Source organism: Olleya sp. YS (assembly GCF_029760915.1).
GTDB lineage: Bacteria > Bacteroidota > Bacteroidia > Flavobacteriales > Flavobacteriaceae > Olleya.
This window is the reverse complement of record NZ_CP121685.1, coordinates 285785-308436: the sequence shown is the minus strand read 5'-3', so window position 1 is coordinate 308436 and position 22652 is coordinate 285785. Positions and strand designations below refer to the sequence as shown.

The 22652-nt window shown below is 39.4% G+C and carries 6 protein-coding genes; 5 read left to right on the top strand and 1 reads right to left on the bottom strand.

Features of this window, described 5'->3' with window-relative positions:
• Positions 1-27 precede the first annotated feature (27 nt).
• Positions 28-1617 carry a peptide chain release factor 3 gene (locus Ollyesu_RS01485; protein WP_279302048.1) on the bottom strand — a complete coding sequence of 530 codons (1590 nt, stop codon included), beginning with the start codon at positions 1615-1617 and terminating at the stop codon, positions 28-30.
• A gap of 394 nt (positions 1618-2011) precedes the next feature.
• Here Ollyesu_RS01485 and Ollyesu_RS01480 point away from each other — a divergent pair, with 394 nt between their 5' ends.
• The 5 genes from Ollyesu_RS01480 (at position 2012) to Ollyesu_RS01460 (ending at position 22600) form a co-directional block, all read left to right on the top strand.
• Positions 2012-18616: a Calx-beta domain-containing protein gene (locus Ollyesu_RS01480; RefSeq protein WP_279302047.1), complete on the top strand. Its 16605-nt coding sequence runs from the start codon at positions 2012-2014 to the stop codon at positions 18614-18616.
• A gap of 70 nt (positions 18617-18686) precedes the next feature.
• Positions 18687-19619 carry a type IX secretion system membrane protein PorP/SprF gene (locus tag Ollyesu_RS01475; RefSeq protein ID WP_279302046.1) on the top strand — a complete coding sequence of 311 codons (933 nt, stop codon included), beginning with the start codon at positions 18687-18689 and terminating at the stop codon, positions 19617-19619.
• 18 nt (positions 19620-19637) lie between these two features.
• The gene (locus Ollyesu_RS01470; protein ID WP_279302045.1) at positions 19638-21551 is read left to right on the top strand and encodes an OmpA family protein; all 1914 of its coding nucleotides are present in this window, start codon (positions 19638-19640) and stop codon (positions 21549-21551) included.
• Between the two features lie 117 nt (positions 21552-21668).
• Positions 21669-22193, top strand: coding sequence for an isopentenyl-diphosphate Delta-isomerase (idi, locus tag Ollyesu_RS01465; RefSeq protein ID WP_279302044.1), 525 nt, complete (start codon positions 21669-21671; stop codon positions 22191-22193).
• Positions 22190-22600, top strand: a complete 411-nt coding sequence (locus tag Ollyesu_RS01460; protein ID WP_279302043.1) for a 6-carboxytetrahydropterin synthase — start codon at positions 22190-22192, stop codon at positions 22598-22600. The genes idi and Ollyesu_RS01460 overlap by 4 nt, the downstream gene beginning before the upstream one ends.
• Positions 22601-22652 lie beyond the last annotated feature (52 nt).

Sequence of the window (22652 nt, the reverse complement as noted above, 5' to 3'; positions counted from 1 at the left end):
TTAAATCGCTTTAAAATAAATTTTGGTTTATTCAAATTCAGAAACGTAATGAAATTTAATACTTGGATATTTTTGCTCTGTCATCTGTAAAGAAAAAGCAGAATCTGCTAAAAACACCAATTGTCCTCTTTTGTCTTTGGCTAAAAAACGTTGTTTTACTCTTAAAAATTCCTTGAACTCCTCATTTTTTTTGTCTTCTGGATCTACCCAACAAGCTTTATGCACATTCAAATTTTCATATGTACATTTTGCACCATATTCATGCTCTAATCTGTATTGAATAACTTCATATTGCAAGGCGCCTACTGTTCCAATAACTTTTCTACCATTTAGCTCTAAAGTAAATAATTGGGCTACTCCCTCATCCATTAATTGATCTATACCTTTAAATAATTGTTTAGATTTTAATGGATCTGCATTATTGATATATCTAAAATGTTCAGGTGAAAAACTTGGGATTCCTTTATAATTAAGTACTTCGCCTTCTGTTAGTGTATCACCAATTTTAAAGGTTCCAGTATCTTGTAATCCAACAATATCACCTGGATAGGAAACATCTACAATTTCTTTTTTCTCTGCAAAAAAAGCATTAGGACTTGAAAATTTCACCTTTTTATTATGTCTAACATGTAAATATGGTGTGTTTCGCTTGAATTGACCCGAAACTATTTTAACAAAAGCCAATCTGTTTCTATGGTTTGGATCCATATTAGCATGAATTTTAAATACAAAACCAGAAAATTTATCTTCATCTGGTTTAACTAAACGTTCCTCACTTTGTTTAGCTCTTGGTTTTGGAGCTATTTCAACAAAACAATCTAATAATTCTCTAACTCCAAAACTATTTAAAGCTGAACCAAAAAACACAGGTTGTAAAGTTCCTTTTAAATACTCTTCATTGTTAAACGTTGGATAAATACCCTCAACTAATTCTAATTCTTCACGTAAAGTTTCTGCAGCTTTGTTACCAACTAATTCATTTAATTCATTAGAATTTAAATCACTAATTTCTATAGTTTCTTCAATATTTTTTCTGCTATCTCCACTAAACAAATTAATATTTTTCTCCCAAATGTTATAAATGCCTTTAAAGTCATAGCCCATACCTATAGGAAAACTTAAAGGAGTAACTGTTAGTTTGAGTTTCTGTTCTATTTCATCTAACAATTCAAACGCATCTTTACCTTCCCTATCCATTTTATTAATAAAAACAATCATAGGTATGTTGCGCATACGACAGACTTCTACCAATTTTTCTGTCTGCTCCTCAACTCCTTTTGCAACGTCTATAACAACAATTACACTATCTACAGCAGTTAAAGTTCTAAAGGTGTCTTCTGCAAAATCTTTGTGTCCAGGAGTATCTAAAATATTTATTTTGATGCCATTATATTCAAAAGCCAATACAGAAGTTGCAACAGAGATTCCACGTTGGCGCTCAATCTCCATAAAATCGCTAGTAGCACCTTTTTTTATTTTATTACTTTTTACAGCACCAGCTTCAGTAATTGCACCTCCAAAAAGTAATAGTTTTTCTGTAAGTGTTGTTTTACCTGCATCTGGGTGAGATATAATACCAAATGTTCTTCTTCTTTGTATTTCGTCTAAAAACTTCATTTTGTCAATTTGTGCAAATATAAACGTATGTATATTAATCTGTAAATAAAACCTCTTGTAATTTTTTATCGTAAGTAGTTATAAAACAATCGCTTTAAATAAATGTTAAGTAATTTCTTTCAAAACTTTTGTAAATAGCATTTAAGCGATTATATTTGCATTTTATCTATGATTACAAATTGATTTTGAATAAATTTCTATAAAATAAGTTAATTCACTTTTGTGACATTAAACGACTAAATATACATTTTAACGAAAATTAACACCTTTCAGCGTAGAAGTGAAATAAAAAAGTTTGTAAGTTTTTACATTCGTAGTTAAGTGTGGTTAAAACCACACATTGTAGATATAACCCAAATTAATTGAATATAAAATAATTTTACCCATCAACAATATGAAAATCTCTACTCTATCAGTGCTCAATAAAAAAGTAGCATGTCTTAAAGTATTATTCACGATTATTTTCTTATTAACAACAACTACAGTTTCTTTAGCTCAAATAACTGGTACTTGGTCTCAATCAGGACCTAGTGGAGAGTGGCAAGCGCAAGCAGGAAGTGTTTATGTAAGAGTAACAAATCTTAACAATTGGTCAATTATTGGTACAGAGACAATGGCTTGTGCTGGTTCTTATTCTGATGCTGCAGTAGATAACAATGCATCATTAAGAGTTAGGGCAGCTACTCCAACTGCTGGATCAGTTACTATAGGATTTTATGATGGCCCTACATCTAATAATTTAGTAACAATAGGAAACCCTATAATACATTTAGACCGTCTAGGAGGTGCTTCAGGTACAACTGCTAATTCACCTCTTTATACTTTGGCAAGTGGAACTTGGATTGAACTTTCTGAAAATGATGTTCATTTTGAGTCTACAACAACTACCGTTAGAAGAAGTAATGGAACTACAACTAATGCTCCTGAATGTGGTCCTCCTACTGATGGGACTGCTGCTGGAAGTTTAGAATTGCAAGGTGGTTACTCTACAATTGTTATAAATACAACTCAGGCAACAGGAAGTCCTAATGGAGCAGATCAATTAGAGTGGGTTTTTACAGGAATAAATTTTTTTATTAATGCAAATGATGATAGTGGTAATAATGTAACCGAAGGTGTTGGTGGTGTAGTAGTTTCAAATGTATTAGCAAATGATATTTTAAATACAAGTCAGCCTACAATTGGAGCTGGTGGAGTAACATTAACACAATTAAGTACTACTAATCCAGGAGTATCTTTAAATACATCAACTGGAGCAGTAAATGTTACGTCTAGTGTTCCAGCAGGAACTTATACATTAGAATATCAAATATGTGAAACTGCCAATTCAACTAATTGTGATACTGCAACTGTAACTGTAACTGTTTTACCAGATACAGATGGAGATGGCATAGATGATGGTACTGATTTAGATAATGATAATGATGGTATTTTAGATGCAGACGAGGGTAAATGTGCAACTCAAGTATTATCAGGAGCTTGGACTATTACAGGTGGTACTTCAGCTTCTTATGATTTTGGTAATGGGATTATTGCAGAGATAACTACCACAAATGTGATTAATTTTGCTTCGGGTAATTTTACCAATCAATCGTTTTGGACAGAAAGTTTAGCTAATGCTCCTTCTTTAGAAAGTTCATTTGTTTGGGGAAGCACGCTTACTGTAAACTATGTAGATTCCTTGGGTAATCCAGTATTAGTGACTAATCCAATTGTCCACCTAGACAGATTAGGTGGTACGGATGGTGTTACTACTCAAAATGGAGCAATAGTAACACTTCAAGGAGGTCTCACTTGGACTGAATTAACAGGAACAGACGATTTTTTCACGACTTCAAATACAGCATCTGATGCTGGAATAAATACTCCAGCTGACCCTGGTCACACTCCAGAAAGTACACAAAATGATTCAGATGGTACTGCTGCGGGAACAATGCAGATTAATGGTGAAATTTCAACATTTACTGTCGAGTTTGTACAAGGCGGATTATTTGGAACAGGTACTGATGGTATAGAATTTATTCTTTCTGCATGCCAAAGTACAGATTCTGATGGTGATAATACCCCAGACTATTTAGACACAGACAGTGATAATGATGGTTGTCCAGATGCTGTTGAAGCAGCAGGAACTTTTGTTCAATCAGATTTGACAACAAGTGATAATCTTGCAGATGCAGACGAAGGACAAGTTGATGCTAATGGTGTTCCAGAGGATACTAGTATGAATTCTTACCAGCAAGCAACAACTGCAGCTGTTACGAGTGATACTATAAACTCTTGTTTAGTTAATATTACCATAGGTGACGTCACAGTAGACGAAGGCGATGGTACCGCAACCGTTCCAGTAACTATTGATGCGGTCAGCGCAGTAGATACAGTAATAGATATTGTCACGACAAGTGGAACCGCAGGTACATCAGATTATACAACGACAACCACTACAGTAACGATTCCAGCAGGCAGCACATCAGTAGATGTTAGTATTCCAATAACGGATGATAACATTGGCGAGCCAACAGAGGACTTTACAGTAGATGGAACGGTAACCAGTGGTAACACTAACAATACGGATCCAAGCGGAACGGTAACCATTACGGATAATGATCCAGTAACGGTAACCATAGGTGATGTGACAGTAGACGAAGGCGATGGTACAGCAACAGTACCAGTAACCATCGACACGCCAAGTTCAGTAGATACGGTAATAGATATTGTAACAACAAGTGGAACCGCAGGCACATCAGATTATACCACGACAACCACTACAGTAACGATTCCAGCAGGAAGTACAAGTGTAGATGTTAGTATTCCAATTACAGATGATGCTATTGCAGAAGGACCAGAAGATTTCACAGTAGACGGAACGGTAACCAGTGGTAATACAGTAAACACAGACCCAAGCGGAACGGTAACGATTACAGATAACGATTCAGTAACAGTAACCATAGGCGATGTGACAGTAGACGAAGGCGATGGTACCGCAACAGTACCAGTAACCTTAAGCACACCAAGTTCAGTAGATACAGTCATAGATATTGTAACTACCTCAGGAACCGCAGGTACATCAGATTATACAACGACAACCACTACAGTAACGATTCCAGCAGGCAGCACATCAGTAGATGTTAGTATTCCAATAACGGATGATAACATTGGCGAGCCAACAGAGGACTTTACAGTAGATGGAACGGTAACCAGTGGTAACACTAACAATACGGATCCAAGCGGAACGGTAACCATTACGGATAATGATCCAGTAACGGTAACCATAGGTGATGTGACAGTAGACGAAGGCGATGGTACAGCAACAGTACCAGTAACCATCGACACGCCAAGTTCAGTAGATACGGTAATAGATATTGTAACTACCTCAGGAACCGCAGGCACATCAGATTATACCACGACAACCACTACAGTAACGATTCCAGCAGGAAGTACAAGTGTAGATGTTAGTATTCCAATTACAGATGATAATATCGCAGAAGGCGATGAAGATTTCACAGTAGACGGAACGGTAACCAGTGGTAATACAGTAAACACAGACCCAAGCGGAACGGTAACGATTACAGATAACGATTCAGTAACAGTAACCATAGGCGATGTGACAGTAGACGAAGGCGATGGTACCGCAACAGTACCAGTAACCTTAAGCACACCAAGTTCAGTAGATACAGTCATAGATATTGTAACTACCTCAGGAACCGCAGGTACATCAGATTATACAACGACAACCACTACAGTAACGATTCCAGCAGGCAGCACATCAGTAGATGTTAGTATTCCAATAACGGATGATAACATTGGCGAGCCAACAGAGGACTTTACAGTAGATGGAACCGTAACCAGTGGTAACACTAACAATACGGATCCAAGCGGAACGGTAACCATTACGGATAATGATCCAGTAACGGTAACCATAGGTGATGTGACAGTAGACGAAGGCGATGGTACAGCAACAGTACCAGTAACCATCGACACGCCAAGTTCAGTAGATACGGTAATAGATATTGTAACAACAAGTGGAACCGCAGGCACATCAGATTATACCACGACAACCACTACAGTAACGATTCCAGCAGGAAGTACAAGTGTAGATGTTAGTATTCCAATTACAGATGATGCTATTGCAGAAGGACCAGAAGATTTCACAGTAGACGGAACGGTAACCAGTGGTAATACAGTAAACACAGACCCAAGCGGAACGGTAACGATTACAGATAACGATTCAGTAACAGTAACCATAGGCGATGTGACAGTAGACGAAGGCGATGGTACCGCAACAGTACCAGTAACCTTAAGCACACCAAGTTCAGTAGATACAGTCATAGATATTGTAACTACCTCAGGAACCGCAGGTACATCAGATTATACAACGACAACCACTACAGTAACGATTCCAGCAGGCAGCACATCAGTAGATGTTAGTATTCCAATAACGGATGATAACATTGGCGAGCCAACAGAGGACTTTACAGTAGATGGAACGGTAACCAGTGGTAACACTAACAATACGGATCCAAGCGGAACGGTAACCATTACGGATAATGATCCAGTAACGGTAACCATAGGTGATGTGACAGTAGACGAAGGCGATGGTACAGCAACAGTACCAGTAACCATCGACACGCCAAGTTCAGTAGATACGGTAATAGATATTGTAACTACCTCAGGAACCGCAGGCACATCAGATTATACCACGACAACCACTACAGTAACGATTCCAGCAGGAAGTACAAGTGTAGATGTTAGTATTCCAATTACAGATGATAATATCGCAGAAGGCGATGAAGATTTCACAGTAGACGGAACGGTAACCAGTGGTAATACAGTAAACACAGACCCAAGCGGAACGGTAACGATTACAGATAACGATTCAGTAACAGTAACCATAGGCGATGTGACAGTAGACGAAGGCGATGGTACCGCAACAGTACCAGTAACCTTAAGCACACCAAGTTCAGTAGATACAGTCATAGATATTGTAACTACCTCAGGAACCGCAGGTACATCAGATTATACAACGACAACCACTACAGTAACGATTCCAGCAGGCAGCACATCAGTAGATGTTAGTATTCCAATAACGGATGATAACATTGGCGAGCCAACAGAGGACTTTACAGTAGATGGAACCGTAACCAGTGGTAACACTAACAATACGGATCCAAGCGGAACGGTAACCATTACGGATAATGATCCAGTAACGGTAACCATAGGTGATGTGACAGTAGACGAAGGCGATGGTACAGCAACAGTACCAGTAACCATCGACACGCCAAGTTCAGTAGATACGGTAATAGATATTGTAACAACAAGTGGAACCGCAGGCACATCAGATTATACCACGACAACCACTACAGTAACGATTCCAGCAGGAAGTACAAGTGTAGATGTTAGTATTCCAATTACAGATGATGCTATTGCAGAAGGACCAGAAGATTTCACAGTAGACGGAACGGTAACCAGTGGTAATACAGTAAACACAGACCCAAGCGGAACGGTAACGATTACAGATAACGATTCAGTAACAGTAACCATAGGCGATGTGACAGTAGACGAAGGCGATGGTACCGCAACAGTACCAGTAACCTTAAGCACACCAAGTTCAGTAGATACAGTAATAGATATTGTAACTACCTCAGGAACCGCAGGTACATCAGATTATACCACGACGACCACTACAGTAACGATTCCAGCAGGCAGCACATCAGTAGATGTTAGTATTCCAATAACGGATGATAACATTGGCGAGCCAACAGAGGACTTTACAGTAGATGGAACGGTAACCAGTGGTAACACTAACAATACGGATCCAAGCGGAACGGTAACCATTACGGATAATGATCCAGTAACGGTAACCATAGGTGATGTGACAGTAGACGAAGGCGATGGTACCGCAACAGTACCAGTAACCATCGACACGCCAAGTTCAGTAGATACGGTAATAGATATTGTAACTACCTCAGGAACCGCAGGCACATCAGATTATACCACGACAACCACTACGGTAACCATTCCAGCAGGAAGTACAAGTGTAGATGTTAGTATTCCAATTACAGATGATGCTATTGCAGAAGGACCAGAAGATTTCACAGTAGACGGAACGGTAACCAGTGGTAATACAGTAAACACAGACCCAAGCGGAACGGTAACGATTACAGATAACGATTCAGTAACAGTAACCATAGGCGATGTGACAGTAGACGAAGGCGATGGTACCGCAACAGTACCAGTAACCTTAAGCACACCAAGTTCAGTAGATACAGTCATAGATATTGTAACTACCTCAGGAACCGCAGGTACATCAGATTATACAACGACAACCACTACAGTAACGATTCCAGCAGGCAGCACATCAGTAGATGTTAGTATTCCAATAACGGATGATAACATTGGCGAGCCAACAGAGGACTTTACAGTAGATGGAACGGTAACCAGTGGTAACACTAACAATACGGATCCAAGCGGAACGGTAACCATTACGGATAATGATCCAGTAACGGTAACCATAGGTGATGTGACAGTAGACGAAGGCGATGGTACAGCAACAGTACCAGTAACCATCGACACGCCAAGTTCAGTAGATACGGTAATAGATATTGTAACTACCTCAGGAACCGCAGGCACATCAGATTATACCACGACAACCACTACAGTAACGATTCCAGCAGGAAGTACAAGTGTAGATGTTAGTATTCCAATTACAGATGATAATATCGCAGAAGGCGATGAAGATTTCACAGTAGACGGAACGGTAACCAGTGGTAATACAGTAAACACAGACCCAAGCGGAACGGTAACGATTACAGATAACGATTCAGTAACAGTAACCATAGGCGATGTGACAGTAGACGAAGGCGATGGTACCGCAACAGTACCAGTAACCTTAAGCACACCAAGTTCAGTAGATACAGTCATAGATATTGTAACTACCTCAGGAACCGCAGGTACATCAGATTATACAACGACAACCACTACAGTAACGATTCCAGCAGGCAGCACATCAGTAGATGTTAGTATTCCAATAACGGATGATAACATTGGCGAGCCAACAGAGGACTTTACAGTAGATGGAACCGTAACCAGTGGTAACACTAACAATACGGATCCAAGCGGAACGGTAACCATTACGGATAATGATCCAGTAACGGTAACCATAGGTGATGTGACAGTAGACGAAGGCGATGGTACAGCAACAGTACCAGTAACCATCGACACGCCAAGTTCAGTAGATACGGTAATAGATATTGTAACAACAAGTGGAACCGCAGGCACATCAGATTATACCACGACAACCACTACAGTAACGATTCCAGCAGGAAGTACAAGTGTAGATGTTAGTATTCCAATTACAGATGATGCTATTGCAGAAGGACCAGAAGATTTCACAGTAGACGGAACGGTAACCAGTGGTAATACAGTAAACACAGACCCAAGCGGAACGGTAACGATTACAGATAACGATTCAGTAACAGTAACCATAGGCGATGTGACAGTAGACGAAGGCGATGGTACCGCAACAGTACCAGTAACCTTAAGCACACCAAGTTCAGTAGATACAGTAATAGATATTGTAACTACCTCAGGAACCGCAGGTACATCAGATTATACAACGACAACCACTACAGTAACGATTCCAGCAGGCAGCACATCAGTAGATGTTAGTATTCCAATAACGGATGATAACATTGGCGAGCCAACAGAGGACTTTACAGTAGATGGAACGGTAACCAGTGGTAACACTAACAATACGGATCCAAGCGGAACGGTAACCATTACGGATAATGATCCAGTAACGGTAACCATAGGTGATGTGACAGTAGACGAAGGCGATGGTACAGCAACAGTACCAGTAACCATCGACACGCCAAGTTCAGTAGATACGGTAATAGATATTGTAACTACCTCAGGAACCGCAGGCACATCAGATTATACCACGACAACCACTACAGTAACGATTCCAGCAGGAAGTACAAGTGTAGATGTTAGTATTCCAATTACAGATGATAATATCGCAGAAGGCGATGAAGATTTCACAGTAGACGGAACGGTAACCAGTGGTAATACAGTAAACACAGACCCAAGCGGAACGGTAACGATTACAGATAACGATTCAGTAACAGTAACCATAGGCGATGTGACAGTAGACGAAGGCGATGGTACCGCAACAGTACCAGTAACCTTAAGCACACCAAGTTCAGTAGATACAGTCATAGATATTGTAACTACCTCAGGAACCGCAGGTACATCAGATTATACAACGACAACCACTACAGTAACGATTCCAGCAGGCAGCACATCAGTAGATGTTAGTATTCCAATAACGGATGATAACATTGGCGAGCCAACAGAGGACTTTACAGTAGATGGAACCGTAACCAGTGGTAACACTAACAATACGGATCCAAGCGGAACGGTAACCATTACGGATAATGATCCAGTAACGGTAACCATAGGTGATGTGACAGTAGACGAAGGCGATGGTACAGCAACAGTACCAGTAACCATCGACACGCCAAGTTCAGTAGATACGGTAATAGATATTGTAACAACAAGTGGAACCGCAGGCACATCAGATTATACCACGACAACCACTACAGTAACGATTCCAGCAGGAAGTACAAGTGTAGATGTTAGTATTCCAATTACAGATGATGCTATTGCAGAAGGACCAGAAGATTTCACAGTAGACGGAACGGTAACCAGTGGTAATACAGTAAACACAGACCCAAGCGGAACGGTAACGATTACAGATAACGATTCAGTAACAGTAACCATAGGCGATGTGACAGTAGACGAAGGCGATGGTACCGCAACAGTACCAGTAACCTTAAGCACACCAAGTTCAGTAGATACAGTAATAGATATTGTAACTACCTCAGGAACCGCAGGTACATCAGATTATACCACGACGACCACTACAGTAACGATTCCAGCAGGCAGCACATCAGTAGATGTTAGTATTCCAATAACGGATGATAACATTGGCGAGCCAACAGAGGACTTTACAGTAGATGGAACGGTAACCAGTGGTAACACTAACAATACGGATCCAAGCGGAACGGTAACCATTACGGATAATGATCCAGTAACGGTAACCATAGGTGATGTGACAGTAGACGAAGGCGATGGTACCGCAACAGTACCAGTAACCATCGACACGCCAAGTTCAGTAGATACGGTAATAGATATTGTAACTACCTCAGGAACCGCAGGCACATCAGATTATACCACGACAACCACTACGGTAACCATTCCAGCAGGAAGTACAAGTGTAGATGTTAGTATTCCAATTACAGATGATAATATCGCAGAAGGCGATGAAGATTTCACAGTAGACGGAACGGTAACCAGTGGTAATACAGTAAACACAGACCCAAGCGGAACGGTAACGATTACAGATAACGATTCAGTAACAGTAACCATAGGCGATGTGACAGTAGACGAAGGCGATGGTACCGCAACAGTACCAGTAACCTTAAGCACACCAAGTTCAGTAGATACAGTCATAGATATTGTAACTACCTCAGGAACCGCAGGTACATCAGATTATACAACGACAACCACTACAGTAACGATTCCAGCAGGCAGCACATCAGTAGATGTTAGTATTCCAATAACGGATGATAACATTGGCGAGCCAACAGAGGACTTTACAGTAGATGGAACGGTAACCAGTGGTAACACTAACAATACGGATCCAAGCGGAACGGTAACCATTACGGATAATGATCCAGTAACGGTAACCATAGGTGATGTGACAGTAGACGAAGGCGATGGTACAGCAACAGTACCAGTAACCATCGACACGCCAAGTTCAGTAGATACGGTAATAGATATTGTAACAACAAGTGGAACCGCAGGCACATCAGATTATACCACGACAACCACTACAGTAACGATTCCAGCAGGAAGTACAAGTGTAGATGTTAGTATTCCAATTACAGATGATAATATCGCAGAAGGCGATGAAGATTTCACAGTAGACGGAACGGTAACCAGTGGTAATACAGTAAACACAGACCCAAGCGGAACGGTAACGATTACAGATAACGATTCAGTAACAGTAACCATAGGCGATGTGACAGTAGACGAAGGCGATGGTACCGCAACAGTACCAGTAACCTTAAGCACACCAAGTTCAGTAGATACAGTCATAGATATTGTAACTACCTCAGGAACCGCAGGTACATCAGATTATACAACGACAACCACTACAGTAACGATTCCAGCAGGCAGCACATCAGTAGATGTTAGTATTCCAATAACGGATGATAACATTGGCGAGCCAACAGAGGACTTTACAGTAGATGGAACGGTAACCAGTGGTAACACTAACAATACGGATCCAAGCGGAACGGTAACCATTACGGATAATGATCCAGTAACGGTAACCATAGGTGATGTGACAGTAGACGAAGGCGATGGTACAGCAACAGTACCAGTAACCATCGACACGCCAAGTTCAGTAGATACGGTAATAGATATTGTAACTACCTCAGGAACCGCAGGCACATCAGATTATACCACGACAACCACTACGGTAACCATTCCAGCAGGAAGTACAAGTGTAGATGTTAGTATTCCAATTACAGATGATGCTATTGCAGAAGGACCAGAAGATTTCACAGTAGACGGAACGGTAACCAGTGGTAATACAGTAAACACAGACCCAAGCGGAACGGTAACGATTACAGATAACGATTCAGTAACAGTAACCATAGGCGATGTGACAGTAGACGAAGGCGATGGTACCGCAACAGTACCAGTAACCTTAAGCACACCAAGTTCAGTAGATACAGTAATAGATATTGTCACGACAAGTGGAACCGCAGGTACATCAGATTATACAACGACAACCACTACAGTAACGATTCCAGCAGGCAGCACATCAGTAGATGTTAGTATTCCAATAACGGATGATAACATTGGCGAGCCAACAGAGGACTTTACAGTAGATGGAACGGTAACCAGTGGTAACACTAACAATACGGATCCAAGCGGAACGGTAACCATTACGGATAATGATCCAGTAACGGTAACCATAGGTGATGTGACAGTAGACGAAGGCGATGGTACAGCAACAGTACCAGTAACCATCGACACGCCAAGTTCAGTAGATACGGTAATAGATATTGTAACAACAAGTGGAACCGCAGGCACATCAGATTATACCACGACAACCACTACAGTAACGATTCCAGCAGGAAGTACAAGTGTAGATGTTAGTATTCCAATTACAGATGATGCTATTGCAGAAGGACCAGAAGATTTCACAGTAGACGGAACGGTAACCAGTGGTAATACAGTAAACACAGACCCAAGCGGAACGGTAACGATTACAGATAACGATTCAGTAACAGTAACCATAGGCGATGTGACAGTAGACGAAGGCGATGGTACCGCAACAGTACCAGTAACCTTAAGCACACCAAGTTCAGTAGATACAGTCATAGATATTGTAACTACCTCAGGAACCGCAGGTACATCAGATTATACAACGACAACCACTACAGTAACGATTCCAGCAGGCAGCACATCAGTAGATGTTAGTATTCCAATAACGGATGATAACATTGGCGAGCCAACAGAGGACTTTACAGTAGATGGAACGGTAACCAGTGGTAACACTAACAATACGGATCCAAGCGGAACGGTAACCATTACGGATAATGATCCAGTAACGGTAACCATAGGTGATGTGACAGTAGACGAAGGCGATGGTACAGCAACAGTACCAGTAACCATCGACACGCCAAGTTCAGTAGATACGGTAATAGATATTGTAACTACCTCAGGAACCGCAGGCACATCAGATTATACCACGACAACCACTACAGTAACGATTCCAGCAGGAAGTACAAGTGTAGATGTTAGTATTCCAATTACAGATGATAATATCGCAGAAGGCGATGAAGATTTCACAGTAGACGGAACGGTAACCAGTGGTAATACAGTAAACACAGACCCAAGCGGAACGGTAACGATTACAGATAACGATTCAGTAACAGTAACCATAGGCGATGTGACAGTAGACGAAGGCGATGGTACCGCAACAGTACCAGTAACCTTAAGCACACCAAGTTCAGTAGATACAGTCATAGATATTGTAACTACCTCAGGAACCGCAGGTACATCAGATTATACAACGACAACCACTACAGTAACGATTCCAGCAGGCAGCACATCAGTAGATGTTAGTATTCCAATAACGGATGATAACATTGGCGAGCCAACAGAGGACTTTACAGTAGATGGAACGGTAACCAGTGGTAACACTAACAATACGGATCCAAGCGGAACGGTAACCATTACGGATAATGATCCAGTAACGGTAACCATAGGTGATGTGACAGTAGACGAAGGCGATGGTACAGCAACAGTACCAGTAACCATCGACACGCCAAGTTCAGTAGATACGGTAATAGATATTGTAACAACAAGTGGAACCGCAGGCACATCAGATTATACCACGACAACCACTACAGTAACGATTCCAGCAGGAAGTACAAGTGTAGATGTTAGTATTCCAATTACAGATGATAATATCGCAGAAGGCGATGAAGATTTCACAGTAGACGGAACGGTAACCAGTGGTAATACAGTAAACACAGACCCAAGCGGAACGGTAACGATTACAGATAACGATTCAGTAACAGTAACCATAGGCGATGTGACAGTAGACGAAGGCGATGGTACCGCAACAGTACCAGTAACCTTAAGCACACCAAGTTCAGTAGATACAGTAATAGATATTGTCACGACAAGTGGAACTGCAGGTACATCAGATTATACAACGACCACCACTACAGTAACGATTCCAGCAGGCAGCACATCAGTAGATGTTAGTATTCCAATAACGGATGATAACATTGGCGAGCCAACAGAGGACTTTACAGTAGATGGAACGGTAACCAGTGGTAACACTAACAATACGGATCCAAGCGGAACGGTAACGATTACAGATAACGATCCAGTAACGGTAACCATAGGTGACGTGACAGTAGACGAAGGTGATGGTACCGCAACAGTACCAGTAACCATCAACACGCCAAGTTCAGTAGATACGGTAATAGATATTGTAACGACAAGTGGAACCGCAGGTACATCAGATTATACAACGACAACCACTACAGTAACGATTCCAGCAGGAAGTACAAGTGTAGATGTTAGTATTCCAATTACAGATGATAATATCGCAGAAGGCGATGAAGATTTCACAGTAGACGGAACGGTAACCAGTGGTAATACAGTAAACACAGACCCAAGCGGAACGGTAACGATACAAGACTGTCTTTCTGATTTAGCAGCAGACTGTGATGGTGACGGAGTAACAAATGGTGATGAATTAACACCACCAGATGGAGAGGCACCAACAGATCCAAACGATCCGTGTGATTTCATTACATCAGATATAACGTTAACACCAGATGCAGCGTTCTTAGCAGCAGACTGTGATGGTGACGGAGTAACAAATGGTGATGAATTAACACCACCAGATGGAGAGACACCAACAGATCCAAACGATCCGTGTGATTTCATTACATCAGATATAACGTTAACACCAGATGCAGCGTTCTTAGCAGCAGACTGTGATGGTGACGGAGTAACAAATGGTGATGAATTAACACCACCAGATGGAGAGGCACCAACAGATCCAAACGATCCGTGTGATTTCATTACATCAGATATAACGTTAACACCAGATGCAGCGTTCTTAGCAGCAGACTGTGATGGTGACGGAGTAACAAATGGTGATGAATTAACACCACCAGATGGAGAGGCACCAACAGATCCAAACGATCCGTGTGATTTCATTACATCAGATATAACGTTAACACCAGATGCAGCGTTCTTAGCAGCAGACTGTGATGGTGACGGAGTAACAAATGGTGATGAATTAACACCACCAGATGGAGAGGCACCAACAGATCCAAACGATCCGTGTGATTTCATTACATCAGATATAACGTTAACACCAGATGCAGCGTTCTTAGCAGCAGACTGTGATGGTGACGGAGTAACAAATGGTGATGAATTAACACCACCAGATGGAGAGACACCAACAGATCCAAACGATCCGTGTGATTTCATTACATCAGATATAACGTTAACACCAGATGCAGCGTTCTTAGCAGCAGACTGTGATGGTGACGGAGTAACAAATGGTGATGAATTAACACCACCAGATGGAGAGGCACCAACAGATCCAAACGATCCGTGTGATTTCATTACATCAGATATAACGTTAACACCAGATGCAGCGTTCTTAGCAGCAGACTGTGATGGTGACGGAGTAACAAATGGTGATGAATTAACACCACCAGATGGAGAGGCACCAACAGATCCAAACGATCCGTGTGATTTCATTACATCAGATATAACGTTAACACCAGATGCAGCGTTCTTAGCAGCAGACTGTGATGGTGACGGAGTAACAAATGGTGATGAATTAACACCACCAGATGGAGAGGCACCAACAGATCCAAACGATCCGTGTGATTTCATTACATCAGATATAACGTTAACACCAGATGCAGCGTTCTTAGCAGCAGACTGTGATGGTGACGGAGTAACAAATGGTGATGAATTAACACCACCAGATGGAGAGGCACCAACAGATCCAAACGATCCGTGTGATTTCATTACATCAGATATAACGTTAACACCAGATGCAGCGTTCTTAGCAGCAGACTGTGATGGTGACGGAGTAACAAATGGTGATGAATTAACACCACCAGATGGAGAGGCACCAACAGATCCAAACGATCCGTGTGATTTCATTACATCAGATATAACGTTAACACCAGATGCAGCGTTCTTAGCAGCAGACTGTGATGGTGACGGAGTAACAAATGGTGATGAATTAACACCACCAGATGGAGAGACACCAACAGATCCAAACGATCCGTGTGATTTCATTACATCAGATATAACGTTAACACCAGATGCAGCGTTCTTAGCAGCAGACTGTGATGGTGACGGAGTAACAAATGGTGATGAATTAACACCACCAGATGGAGAGGCACCAACAGATCCAAAAGATCCGTGTGATTTCATTACATCAGATATAACGTTAACACCAGATGCAGCGTTCTTAGCAGCAGACTGTGATGGTGACGGAGTAACAAATGGTGATGAATTAACACCACCAGATGGAGAGGCACCAACAGATCCAAACGATCCGTGTGATTTCATTACATCAGATATAACGTTAACACCAGATGCAGCGTTCTTAGCAGCAGACTGTGATGGTGACGGAGTAACAAATGGTGATGAATTAACACCACCAGATGGAGAGGCACCAACAGATCCAAACGATCCGTGTGATTTCATTACATCAGATATAACGTTAACACCAGATGCAGCGTTCTTAGCAGCAGACTGTGATGGTGACGGAGTAACAAATGGCGATGAATTAACACCACCAGATGGAGAGGCACCAACAGATCCAAACGATCCGTGTGATTTCATTACATCAGATATAACGTTAACACCAGATGCAGCGTTCTTAGCAGCAGACTGTGATGGTGACGGAGTAACAAATGGCGATGAATTAACACCACCAGATGGAGAGGCACCAACAGATCCAAACGATCCGTGTGATTTCATTACATCAGATATAACGTTAACACCAGATGCAGCGTTCTTAGCAGCAGACTGTGATGGTGACGGAGTAACAAATGGCGATGAATTAACACCACCAGATGGAGAGGCACCAACAGATCCAAACGATCCGTGTGATTTCATTACATCAGATATAACGTTAACACCAGATGCAGCGTTCTTAGCAGCAGACTGTGATGGTGACGGAGTAACAAATGGCGATGAATTAACACCACCAGATGGAGAGGCACCAACAGATCCGAACGATCCGTGTGATTTCATTACATCAGATATAACGTTAACACCAGATGCAGCGTTCTTAGCAGCAGACTGTGATGGTGACGGAGTAACAAATGGCGATGAATTAACACCACCAGATGGAGAGGCACCAACAGATCCGAACGATCCGTGTGATTTCATTATATCAGATGTTACGTTGACACCAGATGTTTTATACTTAGCAGCAGACTGTGATGGTGATGGAGTAACTAATGGACAAGAAATTACTGATGGAACAGATCCATTAGATCCATGTGATTTCTTAACTGCAAGCCAAGACGATGATTCAGTTTCCCCAGCATGGGAAGCATTAGATTGCGATGGTGATGGAGTAATTAACGGAACTGAATTAGATGATAATACAGATCCATTAGATCCATGTGACTTTATTACATCTAGTACTACTGTTCCTCAATCGGCAGAATGGTTAGCAGGAGATTGTGATTTTGATAATGTACCAAATGGAGTCGAATTCCCGTTTGGCGATACAGATGGAGATGGAATGCCAAACTGGTTAGATCCTGATGATGATAATGACGGAGTAGATACTATTAACGAAGATTATGGAGATGTTGATGTTTCAGATGGAGACGTTAATCCTACAGGAGATAATGATCCAACAAATGATGATACAGATGGAGATGGTATTCCAGATTATTTAGATACTGACGATGATAACGACGGAATTTTAACAGAAGATGAGTATCCAGATCCAAATATGGATGGAATTGGATTTGGTGGTGATGCAGTAGATAGTGATGGAGATGGTTTACCTGATTATTTAGATGTAAATAATGCTTCACCTTCTGAAGATGATTTAGAAATTTTCAATGCAGTAACGCCTAACGGAGATGGTGATAATGATGTGTTTGTAATAAGAAACATAGAATTATATCCTGAAAACACTGTTAAGATTTATAACAGATGGGGAGTAATAGTGTTTGAAACTAAAGGTTATGCTCAAAATGGTAACTTCTTTACAGGTGAATCTAATGGAAGAGTAAACGTTGAAGTTGAAAAACAATTACCAGTAGGTACCTACTTCTATATTGTTGAATACAATAAAGATGGAGAAACTAAATCAAGAGCTGGATATTTATATATTCAACGTTAATAATCTATAAGAAAGAGATAGCCTGAAAAGGCTATCTCTAATTAAAAATATAATTATACCTTTATTTATAATGAGAAATAAAATTTTAATTTTAGTCGTTCTAATAAGTTCTATAAGCTTAGTAGATGTGTCTGCTCAACAAGATGCACAATACACTCAGTACATGTATAATACTATGAGTGTAAACCCAGCTTATGCAGGTCAAAGAGATGGTTTAAGTGCACTATTATTATATCGTACCCAATGGGTAGGATTGGATGGTGCGCCAGATACAGGTACTTTTAATATTCATTCCCCTTTAGGAGGAGAGAATAAAGTAGGTTTAGGTCTATCGGTAATAAATGATAGAATTGGTCCAACTCAAGAAACTTATGTAGATATTGATTTTTCTTATACAATACATACGTCTGAAGAAGGTAGGTTATCTTTAGGTTTAAAAGGTGGTGGGCATTTGCTAGATATACGATATTCTGAACTTAGTCAATATAACAACGGAGACGCATTATTACAATCAGACATTGAAAATAAGTTTTCTCCCAATGTTGGAGCTGGTATTTATTATCGTCAAGCAGATAGATGGTATTTAGGTTTATCTGTTCCAAACTTATTAGAAACTACTCATTTTGATGAGTCTTCTTTATCACAAGCTAAAGAAAGAATGAATGCATACTTAATTGGTGGTTATGTTTTTGACTTAGATACCGATATTAAACTTAAACCAGCATTTTTGGTTAAAGCAGTTACAGGAGCACCATTACAAGCAGATTTAACATTAAATGCATTATTTAATGAAAAATTTACATTTGGTCTAGCATATCGTTGGGATGCTGCTGTTAGTGGATTATTTGGATACCAAATATCTGACAGTTTTCTATTAGGACTTGCTTACGATAGAGAAGTAACAGATTTAGGGCAAACCAAATTTGATGCAGGATCTTTTGAGGTTTTTCTGAGGTTTGAACCAAGAGATATTTCTAAAATATTATCACCAAGATTCTTCTAATAATTGACAATAATAATTATGAAAAATAGATTTATACTTTCTACTTTAATTACTATACTGACATTTAATGTTTCTTTTTCTCAAAAGGATGGTATAAGTAGTAGTGCCGAAAAAAAATATGATAATTTATCATATGTAGCTACAACCAAGGAATTATTAAAATTGGTTGAAAACGGTAATAAAACACCAGAAGTTTATAAAAAATTAGCTAATGCATATTATTTTAATACGCAGATGGAAGAAGCTTCAAAATGGTATGGAGAGCTCTTTAAACTAGACGCTGTTGTTGAATATGAATATTACTACAGATATGCAATGAGTTTAAAGGCGATAGGTGACTATGAACGTGCTAATGCAAATATGAAAAAATTTGCAACTTTAAAACCAGAAGATTCTAGAGCCATCCTATTTTCAAAATCACCAAATTACCTTGAAACCATAGAGGCACTTTCTGGAGATTTTGAATTAGAAAACTTAGATTTTAACTCACGTTTTTCAGATTTTGGAACTTCTTTTTATAAGGATGGGATAGTATTTGCATCATCCAGAGGTGATGGTAAGCTTTATAAATGGAATGAACAGCCATTCTTAGATTTATATTTTATAAGTAATGAAGATAACACTGCAAAACCATTTTCTTCTACTTTAAATACTAAGTTTCACGAGTCATCAACTACGTTTACTCAAGACGGTAACACAATGTATTTTACTAGAAACAACTACTATAAAGGAAAAGTTAGAAAAAGTGACGAGAAAGTTAATGGATTGAAGATTTTTAAAGCAGAGTTTATAAATGGTGCTTGGACAAATATTACGAGTATGCCATTCAACAATGATGATTATAATGTTGCGCATCCTGCATTAAACTTAGATGAATCTAGATTATACTTTGCAAGTGATATGCCAGGAACACAAGGTAAATCAGACATCTACTATGTAGATATTTTAGAAGATGGTAGCTATGGAGATCCAGTAAATTTAGGAAGTAAAATAAATACAGAGGGTAGAGAAAATTTCCCTTACATTAGTAACAATGGAACTTTATATTTTTCTTCAGATGGTCACCAAGGATTAGGTGGATTAGATGTTTTCATGACTAAGTTAGATGATGTAACACAGACGGTTACTAATCTAGGTAAGCCTATCAACAGTTCCAGAGATGATTTTGAATTTATTATAGACGAATTCTCAAATGAAGGATATTTAACGTCCAACAGATATAACGGAAAAGGAGATGATGACATCTACAGATTTTCTAGATCATTCTGTACACAGTTAGTTTCTGGTACTACAGTAAATAAAAATACTAATGCCATAATACCTTATGCAAGTGTAGTAGTTATAAATGAAAAAGGAATTGAAGTCCAAAACCTAACTTCAGATCAAAATGGATCTTTTAGTTATGAAGGACCATGTACTAAGCAAAAATATAATATCATTGCATCTAAGGATGGTTTCATTCAATCAGATCAAACTTTTGTTGTTAATCCTAGCAAGAGGGAAGATGTGGTCTTAAAGCTTAACTTAACTCCAGAAACTACCAAGCCAGCAGATGTTGGTAGAGATTTAGTAGAAGTATTAGATTTAAATCCAATTTATTTTGATTTTGATAAGTCTAACATTAGACCTGACGCAGAAGTTGAGTTATGGAAGGTCATTAATTACATGAAAAAATACCCAACTATCAGAATTGATGTTCAATCGCATACAGACTCTAGAGCATCAGACGATTACAATTGGGCTTTATCTAACAGAAGAAATGTTTCAACAAAACAATATATTATTGAAAAAGGAGGCATATCTCCAGATAGGTTAGAAGGTCGAGGATATGGTGAAACTATGTTAGTTAATAGATGTAGTAATGGAGTAAAATGTTCAGAAGACGAGCACGATTGGAATAGAAGAAGTAACTTTATAGTTATTAATAGATAATATTAATTGGTATTTAATAAAAAAGCATCTCTATTAGAGATGCTTTTTTATTAAAATTAACTTAAAACAAAAATTACCAAAAGTCTAATCCTTAACTTTGTGTATTAATAAGAATTAATGGAAGAAGAAAAAGTAATTTTAGTCAATCAGTTTGATGAGCAAATAGGTTTAATGCCAAAAATGGAAGCACACGAAAAAGCAGTATTGCATCGCGCTTTTTCAGTTTTTGTTTTCAATGATAAAAATGAGTTAATGCTTCAACAAAGAGCATTAAGTAAATATCATTCTCCAGGATTATGGACTAACACATGTTGTAGTCATCAACGTGATGGAGAAACCAATATAGAAGCTGGTACTAGACGTTTACAAGAAGAAATGGGTTTTGTTACAGATTTAGAAGAAAAAACCTCATTTATATACAAAGCACCATTTGATAATGGCCTAACAGAGCATGAATTAGACCATATTATGGTTGGTTACTACCAAGATGAGCCAATTATTAATAAAGACGAAGTAGAAGCTTGGAAATGGATGCTATTAGAAGATGTTAAGACAGATATAGAAACCCAACCAGAACTATATACTGCCTGGTTTAAAATAATTTTTGATAAGTTCTACGATTTTATAAATATCCAATCATGAGAGTAACAGTAAACAGAAAAGCACATTTTAATGCAGCGCATAGATTATATAGAAAGGATTGGTCTTTTGAAAAAAATGATAAAATCTTTGGGAAGTGTAATAACCCTAACTATCATGGTCACAACTATGAGTTAATAGCAAGTGTTACAGGAGATATAGATCAAGAAACAGGGTATGTAATAGATGTCAAAATATTAAAAGATATTATTAAAGCAGAAGTAGAGGACGCTTTTGATCATAAAAATCTTAATGTCGAAGTAGAAGAATTTAAACATTTAAATCCTACCGCAGAAAACATAGTAGTTGTTATCTACAATAAAATTAAGGCTAAATTAGAACCTAATTTAGACTTAGAAGTAACTCTTTATGAGACACCAAGAAACTTTGTTAGTTATTCTGGTAAATAACCTCAATCAATTAAAATAAAGGCTTTAAAATGCTTATAAATAGTTCTAATTT